This is a genomic window from Vibrio sp. D401a (assembly GCF_030248515.1).
In the GTDB taxonomy this organism is placed as follows: Bacteria; Pseudomonadota; Gammaproteobacteria; order Enterobacterales; family Vibrionaceae; genus Vibrio; species Vibrio rotiferianus.
The window spans coordinates 1-26,385 of the sequence record NZ_JAHGAI010000047.1; the positions used below are offsets into that span (position 1 = coordinate 1).

The window sequence follows — 26,385 nt, forward strand, 5'->3', positions numbered from 1 at the left end:
GAACTCAGAAGTGAAACGAAGTAGCGTCGATGGTAGTGTGGGGCTTCCCCATGTGAGAGTAGAACATCGCCAGGTTCTTATTTAGACTTCAAAGTCTGACCAATGCGGAGCGGTAGTTCAGTTGGTTAGAATACCGGCCTGTCACGCCGGGGGTCGCGGGTTCGAGTCCCGTCCGCTCCGCCATTTATTCAGATGAAGCCCTAGCAGAAATGCTGGGGCTTTTTCGTATATGCACAAACTTGGTCTTCGACCAACGAGCCCCTTTTGTGTGCGGTCTAATTGAGTGGAAGCCAAGTTCTCCACCATTTATCTAAAAAGTCAGTCTTCGAACTGGCTTTCTTCGTTTTAAAGCAAAGCGAGGAGATGAGTCCTGCAAAAGTTTTGCCCGTTAACCGCAATCTCGGTCGTCTGCCACTTATTTAGGCAAAGCCTTAAGTTGTCTCTCGAAGTTATCCCTGTACACGTAAAGCTTCTCATCAACTGGGCAGACTTAGTTAGTGAGGCTATTTGTGTAAATCTAGCCGCTTCCTTCACTTCATCAGCTTAGCTTTGAATCGCTACCTTCGATAGGTAATGTACGATGTCTTTGATAACTTGTAATAAAAGTAGATACTCTTGTATTAATCTTATTGATTCTAATTAACCGCTACTGCACGTTTTTGGCTCAACTTGATATTTTCAAGTGGTGTTTAAAGCTCATATGTAATAAATCGAATTAAGCATAGGTTTTTCTTATGTAGACATAAAAAAGGCAGCCTATTGGCTGCCATAAAATCTGATGGGACAAGTGGTCACTCTTTAGATATTTCAGAATCTTTTGTTTTATTCGATTCTTCTTCAAGTAGTCGCTCTGCCGCCTTTGCTTTCTCTATCATAGGCGTGATTGTCGAACCTTGGACGAGAATAGAGAATACAACAACCGAGTAGGTCATAACTAATATGATCTCTTTTACATCAATTAGCTTGTCCGGAATCACCCAAAAACCAGATGGTATAGACAATGCCATTGCGAGTGCCAATCCACCCCTTAAGCCTCCCCAAGTAAGAATCTTGATAGACCAAGGATTATATTTTCGGTATCGCTTAAATCCGATATAGGAGATAAATACACTTAGGTATCGAGCTGCAAGTACTAATGGTACGGATATCGCCATCATGATCCAGTCTTCTTTATGGAACTCAAATAGCAGCATTGACATACCTATTAGTAGGAATAACACTCCATTTAAGAATTCATCGACAAGTTCCCAGAAGTGGTCTAGGTGATCTTCACTCTCTTTAGAAAAACCAATAAAGCGAGTCCAGTTACCAATCATGATGCCCGATACAACCATCGCAAGTGGACCTGATACATGTAGGTACTCTGCAAAAGCGTATCCAGCAGTTGGGATGCCAATGGTCAACAATAGCTCCATTGAATGATCATCAGTTGCACTGATCAAGTAGTGGAATAGTAGTCCTAGCGCAAAGCCGTAGACGATTCCTCCAATGGCTTCTTGGATAAATAGAAGAGTTACACTTCCTACGGTAGGAGCTTCCGTTCCAAAAGCAATAGTAAATAGAGTTACAAATATGACGAGGCCAAAGCCATCGTTGAATAGTGATTCCCCTTCAATTTGAGTTGAAATTCGTCTTGGAGCATCAAGTTTCTTAACAATCGCGAGCACGGCGATTGGGTCAGTAGGTGAAATAAGTGCGCCAAACAATAAACAATAAATCAGATCAAATTGGATACCGATCAGGCTGCAAAAGCCATAGAGAACAAAACCTATGAAAAAGGTCGAGAAGAGCGTTGCACCCAAGGCAAGAACCGTAATCTCCCATTTTTGATCTTTGAGATTTGGTAGCTTAATCCCCAAGCCTCCTGCAAAGAGGAGGAACCCCAATATCCCCTTGAGTAAAAAGTCTTCGAAGTTGATTTTCGTAACAGTCTCAGTAGCTATCTCTGTGAGATGAAACCAGTCATTTTGACCTGCTATCAAAATAAGGAGAGAAAGTACCATTGAACCGGCGGTAATAGCGATGGTAGTTTGCATTTTTCCTATCTTGCTGTTTACAAAGGCAATAATCATTGCTGCAGCAGATAAGAAGCATAAGGTATGGTAAACCGACATAGAGCTCTCTATTTGTAACAATTTATGAATGGAATTTTCGGACGATGTTGAGCAAATAGCAAACATTTTTTCGTGATATTACGGTAAGCAAGAATGGAGACAAAATAATCAGCAATTCGTATTTTAGACGTCTAGACTCCTTTAATTTGTGTGATAGGATGGAGAGATAACTAAAGGAATGAGGCTGTACTGTGGGAAGTAATGTAAGACAACAGATTGAAGCTCAATTAAAGCAACGTATCTTGCTGATCGATGGTGGTATGGGCACCATGATTCAGGGATATAAACTTGAAGAGCAAGACTATCGAGGAGAGCGCTTTGCGGATTGGCATTGTGATCTAAAAGGCAACAACGATGTGTTGGTGCTCACTCAGCCTCAATTGATTAAGGAAATTCACAGCGCTTACTTAGAAGCTGGCGCTGACATTCTTGAGACCAACACCTTTAACGCGACGACGATTGCGATGGCTGACTATGAGATGGAAAGCCTGAGTGAGGAAATCAACTTTGCCGCTGCAAAGCTTGCGCGTGAAGCCGCTGATGAGTGGACGGCAAAAACGCCAGAGCGCCCACGTTATGTTGCGGGTGTGCTTGGTCCAACAAACCGTACTTGTTCTATCTCCCCTGATGTAAACGATCCGGGCTATCGTAACGTCAGCTTCGATGAGCTTGTTGAAGCTTATTCAGAATCAACTCGAGCGCTGATAAAAGGTGGCTCTGATCTTGTTCTGATCGAGACTATCTTCGATACACTTAATGCTAAAGCTTGTGCCTTCGCGGTTGATAGCGTCTTCGAAGAACTAGGTATCGAGTTGCCAGTTATGATCTCTGGTACCATTACCGATGCTTCTGGACGCACCCTCTCAGGTCAAACTACGGAAGCCTTCTATAACTCTCTTCGTCATGTTAACCCGATTTCATTTGGTTTGAACTGTGCGCTTGGTCCTGACGAACTGCGCCCGTACGTAGAAGAGCTTTCTCGTATTTCTGAATCTTTTGTTTCTACTCACCCAAACGCGGGTCTACCGAACGCTTTTGGCGAGTATGACCTTTCGCCAGAAGATATGGCGGAACACGTTAAAGAGTGGGCAGAGAGCGGTTTCCTCAACCTAATTGGTGGTTGTTGTGGTACCACGCCAGAGCATATTCGCCATATGGCAATGGCAGTTGAAGGTGTGAAACCTCGTGATTTGCCTGAGCTTACGGTTGCATGTCGTTTATCCGGTCTTGAGCCTCTTACGATTGAAAAAGAGACGTTGTTTATCAACGTGGGTGAGCGTACTAACGTAACTGGTTCTGCTCGATTTAAACGTCTGATCAAAGAAGAACTCTATGATGAAGCGTTAGAGGTCGCCCGACAACAAGTTGAGAACGGCGCTCAGATCATCGACATCAACATGGATGAAGGCATGTTGGATGCAGAAGCCTGTATGGTTCGCTTCCTAAACCTATGCGCATCTGAGCCTGAGATCTCCAAAGTGCCTATCATGGTCGACTCTTCTAAATGGGAGGTTATCGAGGCGGGTCTGAAGTGTATTCAGGGCAAGGGCATCGTAAACTCCATCTCTTTGAAAGAAGGTAAAGAGAAGTTTGTTGAGCAAGCAAAACTGATTCGTCGATACGGTGCCGCAGTTATCGTTATGGCGTTTGACGAAGTTGGTCAGGCAGAAACACGTGAACGTAAGCTAGAAATCTGTACTAACGCTTACCGTATCTTGGTTGATGAAGTCGGCTTCCCACCAGAAGACATCATCTTTGACCCGAACATCTTTGCAGTTGCGACGGGTATCGAAGAGCACAACAACTACGCCGTGGATTTCATCGAAGCGGTTGCAGACATCAAGCGCGACTTACCTCACGCGATGATCTCTGGTGGTGTGTCTAACGTTTCCTTCTCATTCCGCGGTAATAACTACGTTCGTGAAGCGATTCATGCGGTGTTCCTATACCACTGTTTTAAAAACGGTATGGACATGGGCATCGTGAACGCGGGTCAGTTAGAAATTTACGATAACGTTCCTGATAAGTTACGTGAAGCAGTAGAAGATGTGGTTCTTAACCGCCGTGATGATTCGACCGAGCGACTACTTGATATCGCGGCAGAATACGCCGGCAAGGGGGTCGGCAAAGAAGAAGATGCTTCTGCACTAGAGTGGCGTACTTGGGCGGTAGAAAAACGTCTAGAGCATGCGCTGGTTAAAGGCATTACTGAGTTCATCGTTGAAGATACCGAAGAAGCTCGCCTTAATGCCTCTAAGCCACTTGAAGTCATTGAAGGTCCATTGATGGACGGCATGAACGTGGTTGGTGACTTATTTGGTGAAGGTAAGATGTTCCTTCCGCAGGTAGTGAAATCAGCGCGTGTTATGAAGCAGGCGGTAGCGCACTTAGAGCCTTTCATTAATAAAGAGAAGGAAGCCGGTTCTTCCAACGGTAAGATTTTGTTGGCTACGGTAAAAGGTGACGTTCACGATATCGGTAAAAACATTGTTGGCGTGGTTCTACAATGTAACAACTATGAGATCATCGATCTTGGCGTAATGGTGCCATGTGAGAAGATCCTCAAGGTAGCCAAAGAAGAAAACGTCGACATCATTGGTCTTTCTGGTTTGATTACTCCGTCTCTCGATGAAATGGTCCATGTCGCCAAAGAAATGGAGCGTCTTGATTTCGATCTTCCGCTTCTGATTGGTGGTGCAACAACATCCAAAGCGCATACGGCGGTTAAGATTGAGCAGAACTACAAACACCCAGTGGTATACGTCAATAACGCTTCTCGTGCAGTTGGTGTATGTACATCACTGTTATCAGACGAGCTTCGTCCTGGCTTTGTTGAAAAACTGGATGCGGACTATGAGCGCGTGCGTGATCAGCACAATCGTAAGAAGCCGCGCACTAAGCCTGTTACTTTAGAAGAAGCACGAGCGAACAAAGTCGCGATTGATTGGGATAAGTATACGCCTCCTGCACCTGTAAAGCCGGGCATCCATATTTTTGATGACTTTGAAGTGTCTACTTTGCGTAAGTACATCGACTGGACACCTTTCTTTATGACTTGGTCACTGGTCGGTAAGTACCCAACAATCTTTGACCATGAAGAAGTGGGTGAAGAGGCGCAGCGCCTGTACAAAGACGCTAATGAGTTATTGGATCGTGTTGAGCGTGAAGGCTTACTCAAAGCGCGCGGTATGTGTGGCTTGTTCCCTGCTGCAAGCGTGGGTGATGATATTGAAGTTTACACCGACGAGTCGCGAACTGAAGTGGCGAAAGTGCTGCACAATTTGCGTCAGCAAACGGAGAAACCGAAAGGCTTCAACTACTGTCTGTCTGATTATGTTGCACCGAAAGAATCTGGTAAGCGCGATTGGGTTGGTGCTTTTGCAGTAACTGGTGGTATCGGTGAGCGTGAACTTGCTGACGAATACAAAGCACAGGGTGATGATTACAATGCCATCATGATTCAAGCGGTAGCGGACCGTCTGGCGGAGGCATTTGCTGAGTATCTACATGAGCGTGTGCGTAAAGAGATTTGGGGTTACGCTGCGGATGAAGCTCTGTCGAATGAAGAACTGATTCGTGAGAAATACCAAGGTATTCGTCCTGCTCCTGGCTATCCAGCATGTCCAGAGCATACTGAGAAAGGACCGCTTTGGGAGCTTATGAATGTTGAAGAAAACATTGGAATGTCACTGACATCGAGCTATGCGATGTACCCAGGAGCATCCGTATCGGGTTGGTACTTCTCGCACCCTGACTCTCGTTACTTTGCGATCGCTCAAATCCAAGAGGATCAGTTGCAAAGCTATGCTGATCGCAAAGGCTGGGATAGGATCGAAGCGGAAAAATGGTTAGGTCCCAACATTAACGGTTAACCAAACCATATCGAAACTAAAAAGGGCTGCTATGTGCAGCCCTTGTTTGTTAGTGAATCAAAGTGTCTTATTGCTCAAACAACTCGGTGTGCAGTTTTTGGATCGCTTGGCGAGATACGGACTCGTGAACAAGGAAGCACAAGTTATGTGGGCTTGCTCCGTAACAGATCATACGTAGGTTGAAGTCTTCTAGCGTGCCAAATACTTGTTTAGCGTAGCCTTTGCTTTCACTCATGTTATTACCAATCAGAGCGACGAGACATAGGTCGTGTTCCACCTCTACCTTACATAGCTCTTCAAGCTCTTCACGCGCGGCTTGTGGCAATTGAGGAGCGCCGCCAGATGTGTCTGTTTGATCAAGAGTGAGTGACACACTGATTTCAGATGTGGTGATCAGATCAACAGAGATTTTGTGCTTCGCTAGGATCTCAAATACTTTCGCTAAGAAGCCGTACGCGTGGAACATGTTAGCACTGCGTAATGTCACCATGGTTTGGTTGCAGCGCAGAGCAAGTGCTCGGAATAAAGGTGAGCTCTCTACTTGGTGGCGAATCCATGTACCGCCTTTTTCTGGCTCTTTAGATGACCCAACAAATACCGGAATGTTGTGACGAAGAGCTGGAACCAATGTTGAAGGGTGCAGGATTTTTGCGCCAAAGTTTGCCATCTCTGATGCTTCGCTAAAGCTAATCTCTGGGATTGGCGCTGCTTTTGAGGCGATACGTGGATCAGTGGTGTAGATGCCCGGAACGTCAGTCCAAATCTCTAGACCTGCTGCTTTCACACCTTCTGCAATGAGTGCTGCACTGTAGTCACTGCCGCCACGGCCAAGCGTAGTGGTATTACCTTCTTCATCTGAACCAATAAAACCTTGGGTGATAACCACGTATTCTTGGCAAAGTGGGACTAACTTTTCTTGTGCTAATTGTGAAATGGACTCGACATTAGGTTCAGCTCGACCAAAGTTTCCATCGGTTTTTAGCACGTCGCGAATATCAAAACGAACTGCGTTCACACCACGCTCTCGCATTAGTTGCGCAAGGATATGAGTCGACATTAATTCTCCACAAGCGACTAAATGATCGGTCAGTTTAGTGCTTGCTTGGATTGAAGCGGCCTCTGCCAAACTGGTGACGGTATCAAGAATCGAATAAACCTCTGCCGCAGCTTCGGTTGCGTCCTCAAGTTGCGACAGAATCGATTCGTGGATGCCTGCTAGTTTCTGAAGTACTTCCGCACGATGTTCTTGGTCTTGAACACCATTTGCCAGTTCGACCAATAAGTTAGTGACTCCTGAGCAAGCGCTGCTGACGACAAGACGAGTATTTGGGTTGTTTTCTATGATAGTGGAGCAACGGCTCATTGCCTCAAAGTTGGCAACACTGGTTCCACCGAATTTTGCTACGTTAAATGCGCTCACTGCGTTCTCCCACGACTTCCTGAAAAAATAACAACAATTAATTGGTTGCCCAATACATCCAATGTTTGGTGAGGAAAGGAACAGAGCAAATAGAGAGGTAGTTAGAATGTAATTTGAAAATTTACCCTCAGAAGCTCTTCATCATACGGCGCTGATGACAGTTGATGGGACTCAACCCAAGTCAACCGACAAGTCAAATCCTGCAACTTTGACTTACCTCGGCACTACTCCCCCTGAGTGATTGGTATTGGAATTGCGGCTCCACAAATCACCTGCCTGGGCAGTGCTCCTCTTCTGCATAAAGCTTAAACATTGAACGGTTTTGCTGTCACATTGTCAACCAATATCTCAACCATTATGAAAGTTTTTATTAACGAATTTGTGACAGTGGTTTGACCTCTATACTTAGGGCTAATTGCCGATAGAGGAAAAATCTATTAGGGTGAAAACTCCGATGCCTGAGCCAGCATTTTACATAGAACTTTTATAACGCTCAGGATGAATGACTGCAATCAAGGAGCTGACATGCCGATCCAAAGCTTTATTCCCCCACATCGTATTTTAATGGGACCTGGTCCATCTGATATTTCACCTCAAGTTTTACAAGCGCTTAGCCGTCCAACGGTTGGTCACCTAGACCCACTTTTCATTGCCATGATGGACGAGCTAAAACAACTGCTTAAATACGCTTTCCAAACGGAAAATGAATTTACCATTGCAGTCTCTGCGCCGGGCAGTGCAGGCATGGAAACGTGCTTTGTCAACTTGATTGAAAAGGGCGACAAAGTCATCGTCTGCCGCAATGGTGTTTTCGGTGAGCGTATGCGTGAAAACGTGGTTCGTGCTGGTGGGGAAGCGGTTGTCGTCGATGATGAGTGGGGAACGCCCGTATCGGTCGATAAAGTTGAAGAAGCGTTAAAGCAGCACCCTGATGCTAAGATTCTTGCTTTTGTTCATGCAGAAACATCGACGGGCGCGGTAAGTGACGCCCAAGCTCTGGGTCTACTCGCGAAGCAATACGGTTTGCTATCGATTGTCGATGCTGTAACCTCACTTGGTGGTGTGCCCCTTAAAGTTGATGAGTGGCAGTTAGATGCTGTGTATTCGGGCAGCCAAAAATGTTTGTCGTGTGTTCCAGGCTTATCACCAGTCACCCTTTCTCCAGCTGCTATTGAGAAGATTCAATCCAGGACGACACCGGTTCAAAGCTGGTTCTTGGATCAAAGCTTAGTGCTGGGTTACTGGAGCGGAGAAGGCAAGCGCAGTTATCACCACACAGCGCCGGTGAACAGTTTGTATGCTCTGCATGAAGCTCTACTTATCCTTAAAAATGAAGGCTTAGAAAATGCATGGGCGCGTCACCAGTTAATGCATGAGAAGCTTAAAGCGGGTCTGCAAAAACTAGGTTTTGAATTCGTGGTAGAAGAAGAACATCGTCTACCACAGCTTAATGCGATTTATGTCCCGGAAGGAATTGATGAAGCAAAAGTGCGGAATCACTTACTTGAAACCTACAACCTAGAGATTGGTGCAGGTCTTGGTGCATTGGCGGGTAAAGCATGGCGAATTGGACTTATGGGCTATGGTGCTCGACCTGAAAATATTGCTTTGTGTTTGCGAGCGTTAGAAGAGTCTCTGACTGAATAAACCGCCTCAGTCATGAGCTAAAGAAAAGCGAAGGTCATTCCTTCGCTTTTTTTGCATTTATTGCTCAGCACCGGAAGCCGGTGTTGGTGAAGCAGAGATGGCTTGAGAAGGTGGCTGATAGTTGACGCCACTGAAATCAATTTTAGGGAACAGGAACTGTGCCTCTGCACGAATTTGTTCTGCCTTGCTTGTGTCATCCAACCCTTGATATGCCAGTATCAAGTTGTTGTAAAACGCTGGGCGTGGCTTGTCTTTAATGATTTCCAAAGACCAATCAATGTAAGGCTGAATCAAGGTTGGATCTTGCTTGTATAAACCGATGTTTAAGAAAGTGCTGTATACATCCCAATCGAAACGATCTTTCCAAACCACGGGGTTCGTCACCTGATTTAAGATATCCGGATTGGTCGGGCGAGTGGTTTCAAACTTGGTTAATACATAGTTGGTATGCAGCGCACTTAACATATAAAAGCTGATAGCAGCGGGTATAACTATACTACAGACTCTCAGCAGGCTTTTTGTAACTTTACTAAAATGAACTTTTCTATATCGAGAGACTCTCTGATCAACCCAATAAAGTAAAATAACAAAGATTATCCAATGGATGAAGGAATGATAAAACGGATACTCTAGCTGTGAGTGCATCAAAATAGGGATAAACAAAGCAAGAATAGCCAGGCGAGTTCCCCTTTTTGCATGGTAAATACGAAAAAGCACCAAGCCAGCAGCCAGTGTAATGCCAATAATTGGCAGCAATCCCCCTTCTACCCCCCAATATAGCAACTCATTATGTGGGTGATCCAAAGCTGGTAAACCGCTAGGGTAGTTTTCATTTAATGCATGCTGTCTAGCTGTATACAGAATGTATGAGGATTCAAAGTTACCGTAACCATAGCCAGTAAACGGCTTCTCGATCAGCATATCCAGCCCTTGTTTATAGAGCGTACTTCTTATGTCATCGGAAGCTGTTGCTTTTTGACTGAGGCTGTTACTACTCTCATTTTTAACGATGGCTAATGTGGTGCCAATCATAAGGCCAATCAGGATTGAAAATAGCCAGCAAACTAGTCGTTTTTTAGTGGTAAAACGGAATAGATATGGAATTAGCAAGAGCAAAACAAAAATGCAACTCAGCCACCCTGTTCTAGATGCGAGTACGATAACTAACGGTATAGTCAAAATAGGGACTAAGTACAAAATAATAATATCACTGAGCTTACGTTCATACTTATAAGGTTGTCTTGCTAAAAGGTAACCTGCAATCGCTAACCCTGTTACTAGGAAGCTAGCCATTACATTTGGTTGTTGGAAAATACCATATGGTCTATTGGCAACTGTGTCATATCCAAAGATATTACCGGGTTGCAATACTACAAACTGGATGAAACCAAACAGTGACTCAATGATCACCGCGAGTACGACGAACCACAAGAGTCTCTGCTTGTGCTTGTTGCTGAATTTAAATTGTTGTAGCAAAACGAACAATATCAACCCAGTCCATAGACCGATAAGCTGATTGGCAGAGTGTTCAATATTCGCATTGGGGAAAAGCACAGGTATGGAAATGATCACACCGCTAAATAGCAGGCCAATGGTTAATTTTGAGTATCTTACTTCTCTATTTGTTGCTAAATGATATAAGCCTATTCCAAGGCTGATACTCAAACCAATCCAAGTTGTGGCGTTAAAAGAGAGGGCAAGCCCTGATCCGCCAGGGTTTGGCATAAATATATGCATCGCAAGTAGAAAAACAACAGTGAGAGAAATAAGAAACTTGCGATTTAGAGGCGCTTTCACTCTATTTGGAGAAAGTTTTGTGCCACTTACATGTATTGTTGCCATGAAATTACGCCATTACTATTAAAAAAGACCAGCGAAGGCTGGTCTTTTACTTTACCTGTTTTTTTTACTTCAACATAGGCTTAAGGAAGCGAGCGGTGTGTGAACCTTCGATCTGAGACACATCTTCAGGCGTTCCTTGTGCGATGATCTCACCACCACCCTGTCCTCCTTCGGGACCTAAGTCGATAATCCAGTCTGCCGTCTTAATAACATCGAGGTTATGTTCGATGACGACAACAGTATTTCCGTGGTCTCGCAGACGGTGCAGTACAGTTAGTAGCTGCTGGATATCGTGGAAGTGCAGACCGGTTGTCGGTTCATCCAAAATGTATAAGGTTTTGCCTGTGTCACGCTTAGACAGCTCTCGAGCCAGTTTCACACGCTGAGCTTCACCGCCTGACAGCGTAGTTGCTGCTTGACCTAAGCGAATGTAAGACAGTCCAACATCCATCAGAGTTTGCAGCTTACGAGCAATCGCTGGTACTGGGTCGAAGAAAGTACGCGCATCTTCTACCGTCATTTCCAGTACTTCATCAATGGTCTTGCCTTTGTAACGTACTTCAAGTGTTTCGCGGTTGTAGCGTTTACCTTTACATACATCACAAGAAACGTAGACGTCAGGTAGGAAGTGCATTTCTACTTTGATTACGCCATCACCCTGACAGGCTTCACAGCGACCACCGCGTACGTTAAAGCTAAAGCGCCCCGGTTTGTAACCACGAGATCGCGACTCTTGCGTGCCCGCAAACAGTTCACGGATCGGAGTAAAGATTCCAGTGTAAGTGGCTGGGTTTGAACGTGGTGTACGACCGATAGGGCTTTGGTCAATGTCGATAACTTTATCGAAGTGCTCTAACCCTTTGATTGCTTTATATGGTGAAGGGTGCGCTGTTGTTGCACCATTCAACTGGGTATGAGCAATCTTAAAGAAGGTATCGTTAATCAGCGTTGATTTACCTGAGCCGGATACACCGGTAATACAACTGAACAAGCCAACAGGAACGGAAAGGTCAACATTCTTTAAGTTGTTACCTGTCGCGCCAAGTAGTTCAACGGTTTTCTTCGGATCGCGTGGCGTACGTTCTTTTGGTACTGCAATCTCTTTCGCGCCACTGAGGTACTGACCAGTCAGTGAGTTTGGATTGGCGATGATCTCGTCCATCGTACCTTCAGCGACCACGTTACCACCGTGTACACCTGCACCTGGACCGATATCGATCACGTGATCAGCACAACGAATCGCATCTTCATCGTGCTCAACCACTAACACTGTGTTACCCAAATCTCTTAGGTGGGTCAGGGTTTTCAATAGGCGTTCGTTATCACGCTGGTGGAGACCAATCGATGGTTCATCTAGAACGTACATGACACCCACTAAACCAGCACCAATTTGGCTCGCTAAACGAATACGTTGAGCTTCACCACCCGATAGGGTTTCTGCGCTGCGTGATAAGTTGAGGTAGTTTAATCCTACGTTAACCAAGAATTGCAGGCGATCGTTGATCTCTTTCATCACTTTTTCAGCGATTTGGGCACGTTGACCTTCTAGCTTCAAAGAATGGAAGAATTCCAATGCGTCGGCGATGCTGAGTTCTACAATCTCCGGTAGTGTCGTATCGGCAATAAAGACGTTACGAGCTTCTAGGCGCAGACGAGTACCGCCACAGCTAGAGCAAGACTTCGTAGAGATGTATTTCGCAAGCTCTTCACGTACCGAATTAGATTCGGTATCGCGGTAACGGCGTTCAAGTGTATTCAGGATCCCTTCAAAAGGATGGCGCTTAACGCGAATGTCACCACGATCGTTAATGTACTTGAACTCAACTTCAGTACGCCCCGATCCTTTAAGAATGATGTCTTGGGTTTTCTTTGGTAGAGAATTAAACGGTGCGTGAAGATCGAAGCCGTAATGATCCGCCAGCGCTGTCAGCATTTGAAAGTAGTAATAGTTCTTTTGATCCCAGCCACGAATTGCCCCTTGCGCCAAGCTAAGCGTTTCATCTTGAATGACTCGGCTTGGATCAAAATACTGCTGCACACCCAAACCATCACAAGTACCACACGCGCCAGCAGGGTTGTTGAACGAGAACAAACGAGGTTCAAGTTCTTGCATGCTGTAGCCACAAATAGGGCAAGCAAAGTTAGCTGAGAAGATCACCTCTTCGCCGTCGCCGTCCATTGGAGCAACAACTGCAATACCACCAGACAGCTCTAGTGTGGTTTCGAATGATTCAGCCAAACGTTGCTGCAAATCTGGGCGAACTTTAAAGCGGTCCACAACGACTTCAATAGTGTGTTTCTTATGCAGTTCTAGCGGTGGTGGATCAGAAAGATCACAAGTTTCACCATCGATACGTGCGCGGATGAAACCTTGAGCTGCTAGGTTCTCTAGCGTTTTAACATGCTCACCTTTACGCTCTTTCACGATAGGAGCAAGTAGCATCATTTTGCTGCCTTCTGGCAACTCTAAAACTTTATCGACCATTTGGCTGACGGTTTGTGCTGCTAGAGGTGTGTGGTGTGTTGGACAACGAGGTTCACCAACGCGTGCGTAAAGCAGACGTAGGTAGTCGTACACCTCAGTAATGGTACCAACGGTAGAGCGTGGGTTGTGTGATGTTGATTTCTGCTCAATCGAGATCGCAGGAGACAAACCCTCGATGTGGTCAACATCCGGTTTTTCCATGAGAGACAAAAATTGGCGTGCGTAAGCTGATAGCGACTCTACGTAACGTCTCTGACCTTCAGCGTATAAAGTATCGAATGCGAGAGAGGATTTACCAGAACCGCTCAAACCAGTAATGACAATCAGTTTATCACGGGGGATAGTGAGGTTGATGTCTTTGAGGTTATGGGTGCGGGCACCACGAACTTCTATTTTATCCATCGTTTTTGCTCTATGTATAACCAAGTGACGCAAGTATTACATAGTGTGAGAAATGTGCAAAGAAAATACTGGACAAAAAAACAGTAAAAGAAAGCCCAGCATTTTTGCTGGGCTTTAGAATCAGTAAGTTTGAGCTGTTTATACTTCTTTCTTCGTTGCGTGTTTACCTAGCTCAGACTTCTTTTCGTCTTTTAGGTACAGGTTTTCGAAGCAGTAGTTTGTGGCTTCGATGTAACCTTCTACGCTACCACAGTCGAAACGTTGACCTTTAAATTTGTACGCCAATACACAACCTGCTTTCGCTTGCTTAAGCAATGCATCAGTGATTTGGATCTCGCCACCTTTACCAGGTTCAGTATTTTCAATCAGTTCGAAAATATCTGGAGTCAGGATATAGCGACCGATGATTGCTAGGTTGCTTGGCGCTGTACCTTGCTCTGGCTTTTCTACCATGTCGTTTACGCGATAGATATCGTCTTTAATCATCTCACCAGAGATAACACCGTATTTGTGAGTTTCTTCTTCGGGAACCTCTTGAACAGCAACGATTGAGCAACGGAATTGCTTAAACAGTGCGACCATTTGAGCTAAAACGCCTTCTTTTTCGTTTACACAAAGATCATCAGCTAGAACTACTGCAAATGGGTTGTCTCCAACTAGTTCGCGGCCTGTTAGGATTGCATGGCCTAAACCTTTCATTTCACGTTGGCGGATGTAGGTAAAGTTAGCTGAATCAATGATTTCACGGATATCAACCAATAGCTCTTCTTTGTTGGTTCCACTGATCTGATGTTCCAGTTCGTAGTTTTTATCAAAGTGGTCCATGATAGAGTGCTTGCCACGACCTGTTACAATACACATGCCGTTCATACCCGCTTGGATCGCCTCTTCTACACCGTATTCAATCAGTGGCTTGTTCACGACAGGCATCATTTCTTTTGGCATAGACTTAGTTGCGGGAAGAAAGCGGGTCCCATAACCCGCTGCTGGGAACAAGCATTTTTTTATCATATATGATCCTTTGTTATTCGATTATCTAGCCTGTAGATATTGGAGTACTTTACCATGCTCGATGTGTAATTATTATGAATAAAGTACGAAAACAGGGATTTATGACAGCAAATTCTGATCTGCCCATGCTATCGCTTGAACCCGATTTTTGACGGATAACTTTTTAAAAATTTGGTATAGGTGCGACTTTATTGTGAATTCACTGACAAATAACTCTTCTGCCATCTGGCAATTGGAGGCTCCTGCTTGCAAACAGCGTAAAACTTGTAACTCGCGAATGGTGAGGTCAACGGTTGCTGGAGTGGTATGGGAGCTGACGACATTGCGATAGTAGTGCAAAAGTTGGCTCGTGACATTCCTAGGCAACCAGTTTTGGCCGTTTATGATTTCTTTGAATCCGTCTGCGATATTTTCAGCACTATCTTCTTTATAGAACAGTCCTTTTAGCTGGCCGAACGAGAGTAACTCGTCCGTTGTTAGGCGTTTTGGGACGTTAAATATGATTGTTTCAAAGTTCTTCCATACTAATGGAAGATTCTTAATCGAAAGAATCAAGTCTTTGTGTTCTTCAAAATCAATGAGTAAGATCTTATTGCGGTGCTTAGGGTTGGCTTCCATAAGGTCATCAATACCAATGAGAGGAATATCCATATCAGCATATTTCTTCAGCTGTGTTAGCTGAGAACTTTCATCTTGTTTTAAGCTGATAAGAAAGAGTTTTCTCGCATAAGCAGATTTTCTCATGAGCAGGTTACTCCAGTTAATGTGATTGGAATAACGGTGACATCAAATCTGCAAATGAACTAGTGGCTTTGAAGAGAATTGCGTTTAGTTTCAAAGCCTAAAGAAACGAATGATGTAATGTGATTCACATTTGCTACTCCTTAATCAAGAAAAGAGATTTTAGTTCCAGATATTTGGTGAATGACTGACAATCTAATTGGGCTTTAATCAAGTCAGCAAAGCGTGTTATTCTAATGCGCTTAATTTTTAATACATCCAGAGTGAAACGGAGCACATCATGGCCAGCCGTGGAATTAACAAAGTTATTTTGGTGGGGAATCTTGGTAACGACCCTGAAATTCGTTACATGCCTAACGGTGGTGCGGTAGCAAACATCACGATTGCAACTTCAGAGTCATGGCGTGACAAAGCGACTGGTGAACAGCGTGAAAAAACAGAGTGGCATCGTGTGGCTTTGTTTGGGAAATTGGCTGAAGTAGCTGGTGAGTACCTGCGCAAAGGCTCTCAGGTTTACGTTGAAGGTCAACTTCAAACACGTAAATGGCAAGACCAAAATGGTCAAGACCGCTACACGACAGAAGTTGTTGTTCAAGGATTCAACGGCGTTATGCAAATGCTTGGCGGCCGTGCTCAAGGTGGCGCACCGATGGGTGGTGGTCAGCAACAGCAGCAACAACAAGGTGGTTGGGGTCAACCTCAGCAACCTGCTCAGCAGCAGTACAATGCTCCACAGCAGCAACCTCAACAACAGGCTCCGCAGCAACCACAGCAGCAGTACAATGAGCCGCCTATGGATTTTGATGACGATATTCCGTTCTAAGCAATACGTCTAGTAAAGAGCCGCGAATATCGCGGCTTTTTTATTGCTTGGAAGAGCGTCTGCATCAGATCGCATTTTTAGCTCTTCAATGCGTAGTAAAATGGTGATTTTGCTATAGCGTCTCACAATCAGATTAATCCGATTGTTTAGTGTTTTGTTATCAAGTATAAGTAATTCAATAAGGTATATGGTGAATAGAAAAGGAATTTGGTATTCATGAGGTATACCCCTACTCTAAAGCTAAGCACACGACTGGTGGCTTTTGTCACTATGATCGTAATATGCGCAATGTTTATCTTGTTTGTTGGAGGCACCCTCTCTTTCAAACGACTCGGACAAGAGTATCTCAATCACTATTTAGAAGGGATTGTCGAGGTCGTTGACAAAGAGATGGAAGATCCTGATGCGGCTTATTCTATGCAGCGCTGGATGCCGAAGATGCTGCAGGCAAGTAACATCGTTGAAATGACTCTATTCGCGAATGATGCAGTTGTGTATCGTTTCAAAGACACATCACATCATGTCGACCCTTCGATCTTGTTTGAACAAGATTATCGATTAGCTCATAACCAAAACTACGTCATTCATTTTAAAGTGGTTCCTCCTTATTTAGGTTATGGCTACTCCATGCAAGCGCTATGGTCTATCACTTTAGCTGTCGTATTGATCATCTTTTGCTTGCTGCGTGGTGTAGCATGGCTGAAAGAGCAGCTAGCTGGTTCAGAGATGCTGGAAGAGCGTGGTCGTATGATCCTAGCAGGACGAGTGGAGCAATATGCTAAAGGTGATGAACGAGAGTGGCCGTATACTGCTAGCGAAGCCTTAGATGTCTTGATTGAGGAACTACAAGATGCTCGCCAAGAAAGAAGTCGATTCGATACCTTCATTCGTACGCAGACGTTTCTTGATAAGTTAACAGGTACTGCAAACCGTGTCCTTTTTGACAGCAAACTTGAATCGGCATTGCTTGAAAGTGGTTCAAGAGGGGCCGTCCTATTGCTGCGTATTCAAGATTGGAAATCGGTTCAAGAAGAGCTAGATAAGCAGTCTAGCGATGACTTCATTGTTGAAGTAGGGAGTTTAATCTCTAATCTGGTTCAGCGTTTTCCTGATGTGGTTTTTTCTCGTTATTATGAGGCTGACTTTGCTTTGTTTTTGCCGCATCAGTCTGCCAAAGATGTCGCCAATCTTGCATCTCAATGTATTCGTCAACTCGAAAAGTTAGTACCTCCAGCGCCTTTAGACATTGATAACTGGTGCCATATTGGCATCACGATGTACAAGGAAGGTGAGCGTCATAGCCAAATTATCGATGAAGCGGAGACAGCTTTACGTAGCGCTCAATTACAAAATAACAATAACTGGAGTCGGTTCAAGAAATTGAGTCATTATGAGGACGTTCGAGGTAGTGTCAGGTGGCGTACTCTTTTTGATGCAGCATTAACGCCTGAAAATGTGATACTCTACGCACAATCTGCTTTTTCAATAAGTGATTCGTCGCATAAAAAAGTGCTTCACGAAGAGGTAACATGCCGTATTCAGGATCCAGAGAATGGGATTGTGAAGGCCTCTCGATTTATCTCTGCTGTCCGGCAGGTTGGTTACGAGGCACAAATGGACCGTGCTGTCGTGACTCAGTTTTTGCAGCATTATAAGCAACAAAGCCACGGTGATACCCATTTTACCATCAATTTAAATGTTCCCCCTTTTGGGCAGCGAGAACACTTTAAGTGGTTACGGGATGAACTACTACAGTTGTCAACAGAGAGCCGAAAGTGTCTCATTTTTGAGTTTGTTGAGGCGCAATTTGTAAGACACTTAGATTTTATGCGGCCAGTCGCTAAAATGCTGTCTGGTTTGGGGTGTCGCCTAATCGTTGGGCAAGCGGGGCGTACGATTGTGAGCACGCATTACCTAAAAGAGGTGGACATCCATTATCTCAAGCTGCACCGCAGTTTGGTGACAAAAATAGACCAAAGACATGAAAACCAACTGTTTATTCGTAGCATGCTAGGAGCCGCTGAAAATAGTCGTACGAGGATTATTGCAGTTGGAGTTGAAAGCAAACAAGAGCTAGATGCTCTAGTTGAACTAGGTATATATGGAGTTCAAGGACGTTATTTCGCATCTGAAGTTCGTTTATTTCCAATAATTGATGCCAAGAAAGAAGTTCAATCTGATGCTCAGATTAAGCCTGGGCGCAGAAATCGCTGGCGAAAAAATAATAGATAAGAATGAAAAGACTACACGGATTACTCAATAGAATTACTGGTTCTTCTGCTGGTGGAAGAGCCTGCTTTATGGTGATACAGCCTGATGCTGTTTATTTATCCGCGTCAGCAAAAAGTGCTAGCCCAGCCAGATTTGATATCTCTGATGGAAATTGGGAGAAATCGTGCGAACAGGCTTTAAGTGTTGCTGCTAGCTCTTATGACTCACTGACAGTTGTCTTGTCACACAATTTCTATCAGATCTATCAGATTGATAAGCCATCTATGCCTCGCCAAGAGTGGCCGTCAGCCTTGCCATTCTTATTAAAGGAGTTGATATCAGAACGAGCGATTGACATCGTTGCCGACGCTGTGGAGTTACCCAACTCGACGAAAGTTCAAACTTATGTGTTGCCAAGAAAGATATTAGATAAATTGATGTTGCTTTCTGAACGTTATCAGTTGTCACTTAACACCATCGTTCCTGAAGATGAAGTGTGGGGAAGAGCGTCAGGGGAATTGGGTAATTTTCTACTGCTGCAACGTTCATGTAAGGGGCACTTTAGAATCAGCGCCTTTGTTGAACATACAATGATGTTTAACCGTACCATAAGAAGTGTAACATCACCGTTGACAGGGGTGCCATCGACTGATTTACAGATGGATAGTTTGTCACTAGAGCTTCAACGCTCCATTGACTATTTATCTTCACAGGTTCGCAATGTGCAGCTACATCAGCTCAAAGTATGTTGTGATGAAGAGGATGAAAACGAACTATCGCAGTCTCTAAATTACCGAATTAGCACCAAAGTATCAGCCTTAATTGGAGAAGCGCATGAGCTATCAGGCCATGTATTAGCGGATACGGCATCACTTGTCTCTGAGTGGCGAGTTAACTTATTTCCTAGCTACCTGAAGCCTAAAAAGAGGCTGCTTACTCTTAAAAATGTTGCGATATCTTGGGCAGCAGCGGCGTTAGTTATTGTGCTGTCATATGGCTATGTCAGTTGGCAATATCAAGGAGTTGATGACCAAATAAATATCGCCAAAAGTAAGGGTGACATTCTTAAATCAGAACTAGACCGTTATAACGCTCAATTGAGAAAGCTTAAGCCTGATGCTAACAAGTTAGCTGCGCAAGCTCGTCTCGAAAAAGAGGTTCAAGCTAAGCGAGATTCACTAACTGCTGTAGGCAAGTATGATGATTCACAGCGCATTGGCTATTCAGGTGTTATGACTTCTCTTGCGAAGTTAAGTAATAACAACATCTCTATTTCAGGTATTCATATTGCCCAAGAGCAACTTGATATAAAAGGTCTCGCAAGGACACCTCGAGCTGTACCTGATTGGGTGGGGCAATTCAAGAATGAGATTAGCTTGGTAGGGCGTACCTTTGATGATGTTGCGATTGGTCGTACCGAGAAAGGGGTAGTGACATTTGAGTTGAGTACTCGCAAGGAGACACAAGAATGAATGATGTTTGGTCTTCATTAGAAGAGCGCTTTGACGAATTAAGCGCACGAGAGAAAGGGCTAATTGCTGCTTGTGGATTCGTGACGATAGTTATGTTGCTGTTTACTATGGTATTAGAGCCGAAGTTAGATAGTGTAAATAGCAGCAATAGGCAACTAAATACCCAAAAGCAGAGTAATCAACAGATTGAAATTGAAACGTTACGTGTTCAAGCTCAATTGAAGAAAGATCCCAATGCTGAAGTTGATCAAGCTATTGCACAATTACTATCAGAGAGTCAGCACTTATCAATGCAACTGTCGCAAATCATTGAGCACTTGATTACACCTTCTCAAATGGCAGAGCTGCTACAAAGTGTTTTAGAGCAGCAATCAGGGGTGCATTTGATCAGCTTGAATACATTGAAAGCAGAGCCAATTACGCCTGATAAAGAGGCGTCGCAGTACTCGGGGTATTACGTGCACCCTGTACGCCTAGAGTTGAGCGGTGACTACTTTTCTATTGCCAGTTATCTAAAGAAACTTGAACAACTTCCGGTGAGTTATTATTGGCGCAACTTCACTTACCAAGTGGAGGATTACCCAAAGGCTAATTTGGTGTTGGAAGTATACACTTTGGGCTCTCAAGAGGAGTTTATCGGTGGATAAAAAAATAGTTCTAGCGATGATTATCGGTTCTATTAGTGCGCCGAGCATTTGTGCCGTTGAACAAGATCCTACGGCTCCTCTAGGTTGGGAGAAGCCAACTCAAGCTAATTCAACAGTAAAACGGAAGTATCGATTACCAACACTAAACAGTATTGTGTGTAAGCCAGATATGCCATGTATTGCCATTATTAATAATAAGATAGTAGAGCAAGGGCATTCTTTAAATGGTTATCGTGTTGCCAGTATTAATAGTGAATATGTGACTTTAAAGCGTGGTGACCGAGATTGGAAACTCGAGCTTTTTCGTTTAAATGTAAAACAATAAAAATCAGAGCCTAAACAGATATGCGTAAATTAGTGATAGCAGTTGTGGTTGCTTCGTTGGCAGGATGCTCTATGGGCCATAGAGACCCGGTAGAAGTAAAGCAAGCTCTTAACGAGTCAATCAACGAGTCAAATAGCAGACAGCTTGATGAAATCCCTTCTTCCGTTGAAGCTGATTTGATGCCAGATCTTGAATCGAGTGCTTCTGGTTCTGAAGGCATGGTAAAACGCTTTCGAATTCAAGCTAATGCAGTGGAAGCCAGAAGCTTCTTTGCTTCTCTCGTAAAGGGGACGGAGTATAGCGTAGCTATTCACCCGGCAGTAAGAGGAAAAATTACTGTTAACTTAACGGATGTGACGCTTGATGAAGTGCTGAATGTCGTGCAAAACATGTATGGCTATGATGTGGTCAAATCTGGCAAGGTTTTACAGGTGTATCCCGCGGGTATGCGAACGGTGACGATTCCTGTCGACTATTTGCAGTTTAAGCGCTCAGGCCGCTCATTGACGAGTATAGTTACTGGTTCTGTAGCATCTGCAGGGACATCTAGCTCTGGTAGCAATTCCGACGAATCTAGTTCCAATTCTGATTCAAGCAGTGATAGCTCGACTGTTGCGAATGGCGGTACGCGCATTGAAACGTTGACGGAAAGTGATTTCTGGCCGGCATTACAGCAAGCTGTTGCAAGTCTCATAGGTTCCGGAAATGGTCAGAGTGTCGTTGTTACGCCTCAAGCGAGTGTCATTACAGTACGAGCTTTTCCTGATGATATCCGAGAAGTGAGAGAGTTCCTCGGTGTTTCTCAACAACGCATGCAGCGCCAAGTTATTCTAGAAGCAAAGATTCTAGAAGTGACTTTGAGTGACGGTTATCAACAAGGTATCAACTGGTCAAATATATCAGCTTCGATTGGAGGATCTGGCAGCATTTCTGTTGGACGCCCATATCCTGATGGAACCCTTCCTGGAACTGGTGTTCCAATCCCAACTTTACCTGGGTTAGATGCTATTGGCACGCTTCTCGGTGGTCAAACAAATATCACCATCTCAGATGGTAATTTCGATGCAGTTCTGAGCTTTATGTCTACACAAGGGGATTTGAATGTACTTTCTAGTCCGAGAATTACAGCCGCTAACAACCAGAAGTCGGTGATAAAAGTAGGTTCAGATGAGTACTTTGTGACTCAATTATCAAGCAATGCAGGAAACGGTGAGAACTCTAATGCGGTTCCTGAAGTGGAGTTAACGCCTTTTTTCTCTGGTATTTCTTTAGACGTAACGCCTCAAATTGATGATAAAGGAAGTGTATTCCTGCATGTTCACCCAGCGGTTATCGAAGTTCAGGAAGAATTGAAAACGCTCAATTTAGGTGGTGAGTTCCAAAATGTGCAACTGCCGTTGGCGAAAAGTTCAGTCCGTGAGTCTGATTCCGTCATCAGAGCGAAAAGTGGTGATGTCGTGGTAATTGGCGGTTTGATGAAGCAACAAAACGTGAATCAAACATCAAAGGTCCCATTCTTGGGTGATATACCAGCACTGGGACACTTATTTAGAAATACGTCAGACGTTACCCAAAAAACGGAGCTCGTTATTCTGCTAAAACCAACGGTTGTTGGCGTTAACTCATGGCAGAAAGAACTAGAGCGCTCGCGTGACTTGCTGCAAGAGTGGTTCCCTGATTCGCAGTAATGCAGTCAACACTTAAACTAGTGGGTTGATAAGTGTATGTATCTATCGCATTTTGGTTTTCGCTTACAACCATTTTCACTAACCCCTAATACAGAACTGTTTTTGGGGTTAGCTCCTCATTATGAATCCATTCAAACCATCATCGCAGCGATTGATATGGGAGAAGGGGTCATAAAAGTGGTTGGGGAAGTGGGAACAGGCAAAACCATGGTTTGTCGAAAGCTGATTGAGCAAATTGAAGATGATGTCGAGCTGATTTACTTGCCAAACCCTGCGCTTACAGGGGCTCAATTGCAACTAGCGGTGGCTAGAGAGCTTGGAATTAAAAATGCTGATCCGCTAAATGTTGTGGAGCTTATTCAAGAACGATTGATCTGTATTCGCTCAGTAGGAAAAAGAACCGTTTTAATTGTTGATGAAGCTCAAGCACTGTCTTTTGAAGCATTAGAAACTCTGCGCCTATTTGGGAATCTAGAGACCGAGAAAGACAAACTACTCCAGTTGGTTTTGTTTGGTCAGCCTGAGCTTGAGGAGCGCCTGTTAAGTCACAATTTGCGGCAGTTCCGACAACGCATCACATTCAATTGTGAATTACGTACTCTCAACTTAGATGAAGGCGTGGCCTATATGGACAACCGACTTAATAAAGCGGGAAATGGGGCGCACATTTTTAGTATTGAGCAGAAAAAAGCAATATGGCGTTCTGCTTCTGGGGTTCCTAGGCTAATTAATCAGATTTGCCATAAATCATTACTCACGGCGTTTAATGACCGCTGTACATTAATTAAGAATCAACACGTTTACGCGGCAATGCATGACACCCTTGATGCCTGTAAACCAAAGTTTAAGACCCCGATATTCTGGGGATGGAGCCGATCTTGAGTGCAATTAACAAAGCTTTATCTGAACTCGCAGAGAAGGAGCATAAACCTGAGCTATCAAGAGCGGAAGTTCCGGTTGTTGCTAACAGAAAGCCCTGGCTATGGTTAATCGCGGGCTTTTCCATGAGTTTGGCTATCGGAGGGTGGGCCGTCTCTCAAGCGCCTACGCCGGACAACGTTAATGAAGTGGCATTAGCAGGAGCAGATATTGCAGCTAAAAAGGTGTCAAATGTAGAGGCCAGCTCTCCAACAACCAAAACAACGCCCCAATTCCAGCATGTTGTAGCTACAAAAAACATTGAAGTGGCTCATGTTCGTTCTAATCAATCAGAGCAGATAGCGACCGAAGAAATTTATTCTCCTCAACCTCTTGCTTCTACGCCTAAAAAAGTGGTGGCAGAAGATAATCAATCAATAGCAGAACCAGCGACGCTGCACAGTGAGCCGCTAGAAGTCGTTGATGAAGCGAGCTCGATGCATATTGAGCAGGTGGAACTAAGCCATCAACAACTCGCTACTAAAGCTATGAATCGTGCTGGTAAAGCGATGGATTCAAATGATATGCAAGAAGCCATGGCCGCTTATGCAGAAGCGCTGCGGTATGAGCCATCGAATATTGAAGCGAGACAAAAACTAGCGGCATTATATTTTGGTAAAAGTGATACCAGAAAGGCGTACGAGATCCTTCAGGCTGGTATTAAGTTAGACAACGATAACCAGCCACTAAGGCTTGCATTATCCAAGTTGTTAGTGAAAGCAAACCAGCCTGAAGCGGCATTGAGTCCATTAGTGTTTATGCCAGATAACCCAACTCGAGATTATTTGGCAATGCGAGCTGCTTTGGCTCAAAAGCAGAAGCAAACGGAATTCGCGTTAGAAAGTTATCAGCTTTTAACGCAAAGAGAGCCTGAGAATGCCCGTTGGTGGCTTGGGTTAGCCATTCAGCAAGAACGTAAAGTCCAAATCAAAGCAGCGGTCTACTCCTACCAGCAAGCATTAGGAAAAGTGGGCGTATCTAATCAATCACAAGCATTTATTAGAGATAGACTGAGTATCTTGAAGCAGCTGGAGGGAGCAGAATGAAAATTCAATTAAGGAAGCGTCTTGGTGACCTGCTTGTTGAAGAAGGCATTGTAACAGAAGAGCAAGTACAGCAAGCTCTTGCCAGCCAACATGATACAGGGCAAAAGTTAGGTGATGCCCTGATTGCTTTGGGGTTTATTTCTGAAAAGCAAATGTTGAACTTCCTTTCCCAGCAGCTGGGTTTACCGCTCATTGATTTAAGTCGTGCACCTATTGATGCCGATGCGGTGCAACTTTTACCGGAAGTTCATGCTCGTCGTCTACGTGCCATGGTGGTTGCACAAAACGGTGATACGTTAAGAGTTGCCATGAGCGATCCTGCGGATCTGTTCACTCAAGAATCGTTAATGAACTTGCTCGGTGAATACGCTTTAGAGTTTATTATTGCTTCTGAGCGACAATTGGTGGAAAGCTTTGACCGCTATTATCGCCGAACTAAGGAAATCGCCTCTTTCGCCGAACAGCTTCAAGCCGAGCATCAGGATGTTGATGTGTTTGATTATGGTATTGAAGAGACGGAAAGTGAAGAAGTTACGGTTGTTAAGTTGGTTAACTCAATGTTTGAAGATGCCGTGCAGGTGGGTGCATCTGATATTCATATTGAGCCAGATGATAAAGTGCTTCGTCTCCGTCAGCGTGTTGATGGTGTTTTGCATGAAACCATCCTAAATGAAGTCAATGTCGCATCAGCCTTAGTTTTACGCCTTAAATTGATGGCACACCTAGATATTTCTGAAAAGCGTTTGCCGCAAGATGGTCGCTTTAACATTAAGGTTCGAGGTCAATCCATCGATATTCGTATGTCGACGCTGCCAACGCAATATGGCGAATCTGTGGTAATGCGTTTGCTTAACCAGTCTTCAGGTCTACGAAAACTAGAAGATTCGGGCTTACCTGCTGATTTACTTGCTCGTTTGCGCCGTCAGTTGTCTCGCCCGCATGGCATGATCTTAGTGACTGGCCCAACGGGTTCGGGTAAAACGACAACGCTATACGGTGCATTAAGTGAGTTAAACGAACCGGGTAAGAAGATCATTACTGCAGAAGACCCTGTGGAATACCGCTTACCACGTATTACACAAGTACAGATCAATAGTAAAATTGATCTTACTTTCTCACGAGTACTACGTACTTTCCTTCGTCAAGATCCAGACATCATCTTAGTTGGTGAGATGCGAGACCAAGAAACGGTAGAGATTGGTTTGCGTGCAGCGTTAACAGGCCACTTAGTTTTGAGCACGCTGCATACCAATGATGCAGTAGACAGTGCTTTACGAATGATAGATATGGGGGCACCTGGCTATCTTGTTGCAAGTGCAGTTCGTGCGGTTGTTGCTCAACGATTGGTTCGCCGAGTCTGCCCTGATTGTAAGACTGAAGATGTTGTCGACGAGTCTCGGCAACAGTGGTTGTCAGGACGTTTCCCTAATCAGTTAAATGCTGTTTTTCATAAAGGAAAAGGCTGTCAGAACTGTAACTTAACCGGCTATCGAGGTCGAATCGGCGTGTTTGAAATGTTGGAATTAGAACACGAGATGATGGATAAGTTACGTGCGAATGATGCGGTAGGTTTTGCACAAGCGGCGCGTCAATCCGCATCCTATAAGCCCCTATTAGCTTCCGCTATGGAGCTGGCTTTGAAAGGTATTGTTAGCCTTGATGAAGTGATGGCGCTTGGTGAAGGCGATTCATCTGGTAAAGCAGATGCAATCTTAATGTAG

General features: G+C 44.4%; 17 protein-coding genes, 1 tRNA gene and 1 riboswitch. Of the genes, 12 read left to right on the forward strand and 6 right to left on the reverse strand.

Annotated elements, in window-relative coordinates; translation table 11 throughout:
- Positions 1 to 106: 106 nt before the first annotated feature.
- Positions 107 to 183: transfer RNA gene (locus KIV41_RS20320), tRNA-Asp, on the forward strand.
- Positions 184 to 791: 608 nt separating this feature from the next.
- Here the strand turns inward: KIV41_RS20320 and KIV41_RS20325 are convergent.
- Positions 792 to 2,114 (reverse strand): sodium:proton antiporter, encoded by a 1,323-nt coding sequence (locus KIV41_RS20325; protein ID WP_252041230.1) that lies wholly within the window; start codon positions 2,112 to 2,114, stop codon positions 792 to 794.
- Between the two features lie 191 nt (positions 2,115 to 2,305).
- Here KIV41_RS20325 and metH point away from each other — a divergent pair, with 191 nt between their 5' ends.
- Positions 2,306 to 5,986, forward strand: a complete 3,681-nt coding sequence (gene metH, locus KIV41_RS20330; RefSeq protein WP_285337577.1) for a methionine synthase — start codon at positions 2,306 to 2,308, stop codon at positions 5,984 to 5,986.
- 67 nt (positions 5,987 to 6,053) lie between these two features.
- On the opposite strand, the gene lysC is transcribed toward metH, so the two are convergent.
- A complete protein-coding gene (lysC, locus tag KIV41_RS20335; RefSeq protein WP_285337578.1) occupies positions 6,054 to 7,406 on the reverse strand; it encodes a lysine-sensitive aspartokinase 3 in 1,353 nt (450 codons plus the stop codon).
- A gap of 123 nt (positions 7,407 to 7,529) precedes the next feature.
- Positions 7,530 to 7,708, reverse strand: a riboswitch (Lysine riboswitch).
- A 223-nt stretch (positions 7,709 to 7,931) separates the two neighbouring features.
- Between lysC and KIV41_RS20340 the strand changes: the two genes are divergently transcribed.
- Positions 7,932 to 9,053, forward strand: coding sequence for an alanine--glyoxylate aminotransferase family protein (locus KIV41_RS20340; RefSeq protein ID WP_045394756.1), 1,122 nt, complete (start codon positions 7,932 to 7,934; stop codon positions 9,051 to 9,053).
- A 57-nt stretch (positions 9,054 to 9,110) separates the two neighbouring features.
- On the opposite strand, the gene KIV41_RS20345 is transcribed toward KIV41_RS20340, so the two are convergent.
- The 4 genes from KIV41_RS20345 to KIV41_RS20360 form a co-directional block, all read right to left on the reverse strand.
- Positions 9,111 to 10,895 carry a PglL family O-oligosaccharyltransferase gene (locus KIV41_RS20345; protein WP_252041226.1) on the reverse strand — a complete coding sequence of 595 codons (1,785 nt, stop codon included), beginning with the start codon at positions 10,893 to 10,895 and terminating at the stop codon, positions 9,111 to 9,113.
- A gap of 64 nt (positions 10,896 to 10,959) precedes the next feature.
- Positions 10,960 to 13,782: an excinuclease ABC subunit UvrA gene (gene uvrA, locus KIV41_RS20350; protein ID WP_252041225.1), complete on the reverse strand. Its 2,823-nt coding sequence runs from the start codon at positions 13,780 to 13,782 to the stop codon at positions 10,960 to 10,962.
- Positions 13,783 to 13,920: 138 nt separating this feature from the next.
- A complete protein-coding gene (gene galU, locus KIV41_RS20355) occupies positions 13,921 to 14,793 on the reverse strand; it encodes a UTP--glucose-1-phosphate uridylyltransferase GalU (protein WP_045391526.1) in 873 nt (290 codons plus the stop codon).
- Positions 14,794 to 14,892: 99 nt separating this feature from the next.
- Positions 14,893 to 15,537, reverse strand: a complete 645-nt coding sequence (locus KIV41_RS20360; protein WP_285337579.1) for a LuxR C-terminal-related transcriptional regulator — start codon at positions 15,535 to 15,537, stop codon at positions 14,893 to 14,895.
- Between the two features lie 277 nt (positions 15,538 to 15,814).
- On the opposite strand from KIV41_RS20360, the gene KIV41_RS20365 reads away from it, so the two are divergent.
- From KIV41_RS20365 to KIV41_RS20405, 9 genes are all read left to right on the forward strand, one after another.
- Positions 15,815 to 16,357 carry a single-stranded DNA-binding protein gene (locus KIV41_RS20365; protein ID WP_010450507.1) on the forward strand — a complete coding sequence of 181 codons (543 nt, stop codon included), beginning with the start codon at positions 15,815 to 15,817 and terminating at the stop codon, positions 16,355 to 16,357.
- A gap of 216 nt (positions 16,358 to 16,573) precedes the next feature.
- Positions 16,574 to 18,589: an RNase E specificity factor CsrD gene (gene csrD, locus KIV41_RS20370; RefSeq protein WP_252041224.1), complete on the forward strand. Its 2,016-nt coding sequence runs from the start codon at positions 16,574 to 16,576 to the stop codon at positions 18,587 to 18,589.
- A 2-nt stretch (positions 18,590 to 18,591) separates the two neighbouring features.
- Positions 18,592 to 20,040 carry a PilN domain-containing protein gene (locus KIV41_RS20375; protein ID WP_252041223.1) on the forward strand — a complete coding sequence of 483 codons (1,449 nt, stop codon included), beginning with the start codon at positions 18,592 to 18,594 and terminating at the stop codon, positions 20,038 to 20,040.
- Complete coding sequence (gene gspM / locus KIV41_RS20380) at positions 20,037 to 20,687, forward strand: type II secretion system protein GspM (RefSeq protein ID WP_285337580.1); 651 nt, start codon at positions 20,037 to 20,039, stop codon at positions 20,685 to 20,687. Before KIV41_RS20375 ends, gspM begins: the two co-directional genes overlap by 4 nt.
- On the forward strand, positions 20,680 to 21,012 hold the full coding sequence (locus KIV41_RS20385) for a hypothetical protein (RefSeq protein ID WP_045391541.1): 333 nt from the start codon (positions 20,680 to 20,682) through the stop codon (positions 21,010 to 21,012). Before gspM ends, KIV41_RS20385 begins: the two co-directional genes overlap by 8 nt.
- Before the next feature lie 20 nt (positions 21,013 to 21,032).
- Entirely contained in the window at positions 21,033 to 22,700 is a 1,668-nt protein-coding gene (gene mshL, locus KIV41_RS20390) for a pilus (MSHA type) biogenesis protein MshL (RefSeq protein ID WP_082038786.1), read from the forward strand.
- A gap of 36 nt (positions 22,701 to 22,736) precedes the next feature.
- Positions 22,737 to 23,582: an ExeA family protein gene (locus KIV41_RS20395; protein ID WP_285337581.1), complete on the forward strand. Its 846-nt coding sequence runs from the start codon at positions 22,737 to 22,739 to the stop codon at positions 23,580 to 23,582.
- Positions 23,567 to 24,664 (forward strand): lipopolysaccharide assembly protein LapB, encoded by a 1,098-nt coding sequence (locus KIV41_RS20400; protein WP_285337582.1) that lies wholly within the window; start codon positions 23,567 to 23,569, stop codon positions 24,662 to 24,664. Before KIV41_RS20395 ends, KIV41_RS20400 begins: the two co-directional genes overlap by 16 nt.
- Positions 24,661 to 26,385, forward strand: a complete 1,725-nt coding sequence (locus KIV41_RS20405) for a GspE/PulE family protein (RefSeq protein WP_285337583.1) — start codon at positions 24,661 to 24,663, stop codon at positions 26,383 to 26,385. The genes KIV41_RS20400 and KIV41_RS20405 overlap by 4 nt, the downstream gene beginning before the upstream one ends.

Coding starts and splice junctions, on each gene's coding strand:
- KIV41_RS20325 (WP_252041230.1), bottom strand. CDS start 2,114: ATGTCGGTTTACCATACCTTATGCTTCTTATCTGCTGCAGCAATGATT.
- KIV41_RS20340 (WP_045394756.1), top strand. CDS start 7,932: ATGCCGATCCAAAGCTTTATTCCCCCACATCGTATTTTAATGGGACCT.
- KIV41_RS20345 (WP_252041226.1), bottom strand. CDS start 10,895: ATGGCAACAATACATGTAAGTGGCACAAAACTTTCTCCAAATAGAGTG.
- uvrA (WP_252041225.1), bottom strand. CDS start 13,782: ATGGATAAAATAGAAGTTCGTGGTGCCCGCACCCATAACCTCAAAGAC.
- galU (WP_045391526.1), bottom strand. CDS start 14,793: ATGATAAAAAAATGCTTGTTCCCAGCAGCGGGTTATGGGACCCGCTTT.
- KIV41_RS20360 (WP_285337579.1), bottom strand. CDS start 15,537: ATGAGAAAATCTGCTTATGCGAGAAAACTCTTTCTTATCAGCTTAAAA.
- KIV41_RS20365 (WP_010450507.1), top strand. CDS start 15,815: ATGGCCAGCCGTGGAATTAACAAAGTTATTTTGGTGGGGAATCTTGGT.
- csrD (WP_252041224.1), top strand. CDS start 16,574: ATGAGGTATACCCCTACTCTAAAGCTAAGCACACGACTGGTGGCTTTT.
- KIV41_RS20375 (WP_252041223.1), top strand. CDS start 18,592: ATGAAAAGACTACACGGATTACTCAATAGAATTACTGGTTCTTCTGCT.
- gspM (WP_285337580.1), top strand. CDS start 20,037: ATGAATGATGTTTGGTCTTCATTAGAAGAGCGCTTTGACGAATTAAGC.
- mshL (WP_082038786.1), top strand. CDS start 21,033: ATGCGTAAATTAGTGATAGCAGTTGTGGTTGCTTCGTTGGCAGGATGC.
- KIV41_RS20395 (WP_285337581.1), top strand. CDS start 22,737: ATGTATCTATCGCATTTTGGTTTTCGCTTACAACCATTTTCACTAACC.
- KIV41_RS20400 (WP_285337582.1), top strand. CDS start 23,567: ATGGAGCCGATCTTGAGTGCAATTAACAAAGCTTTATCTGAACTCGCA.
- KIV41_RS20405 (WP_285337583.1), top strand. CDS start 24,661: ATGAAAATTCAATTAAGGAAGCGTCTTGGTGACCTGCTTGTTGAAGAA.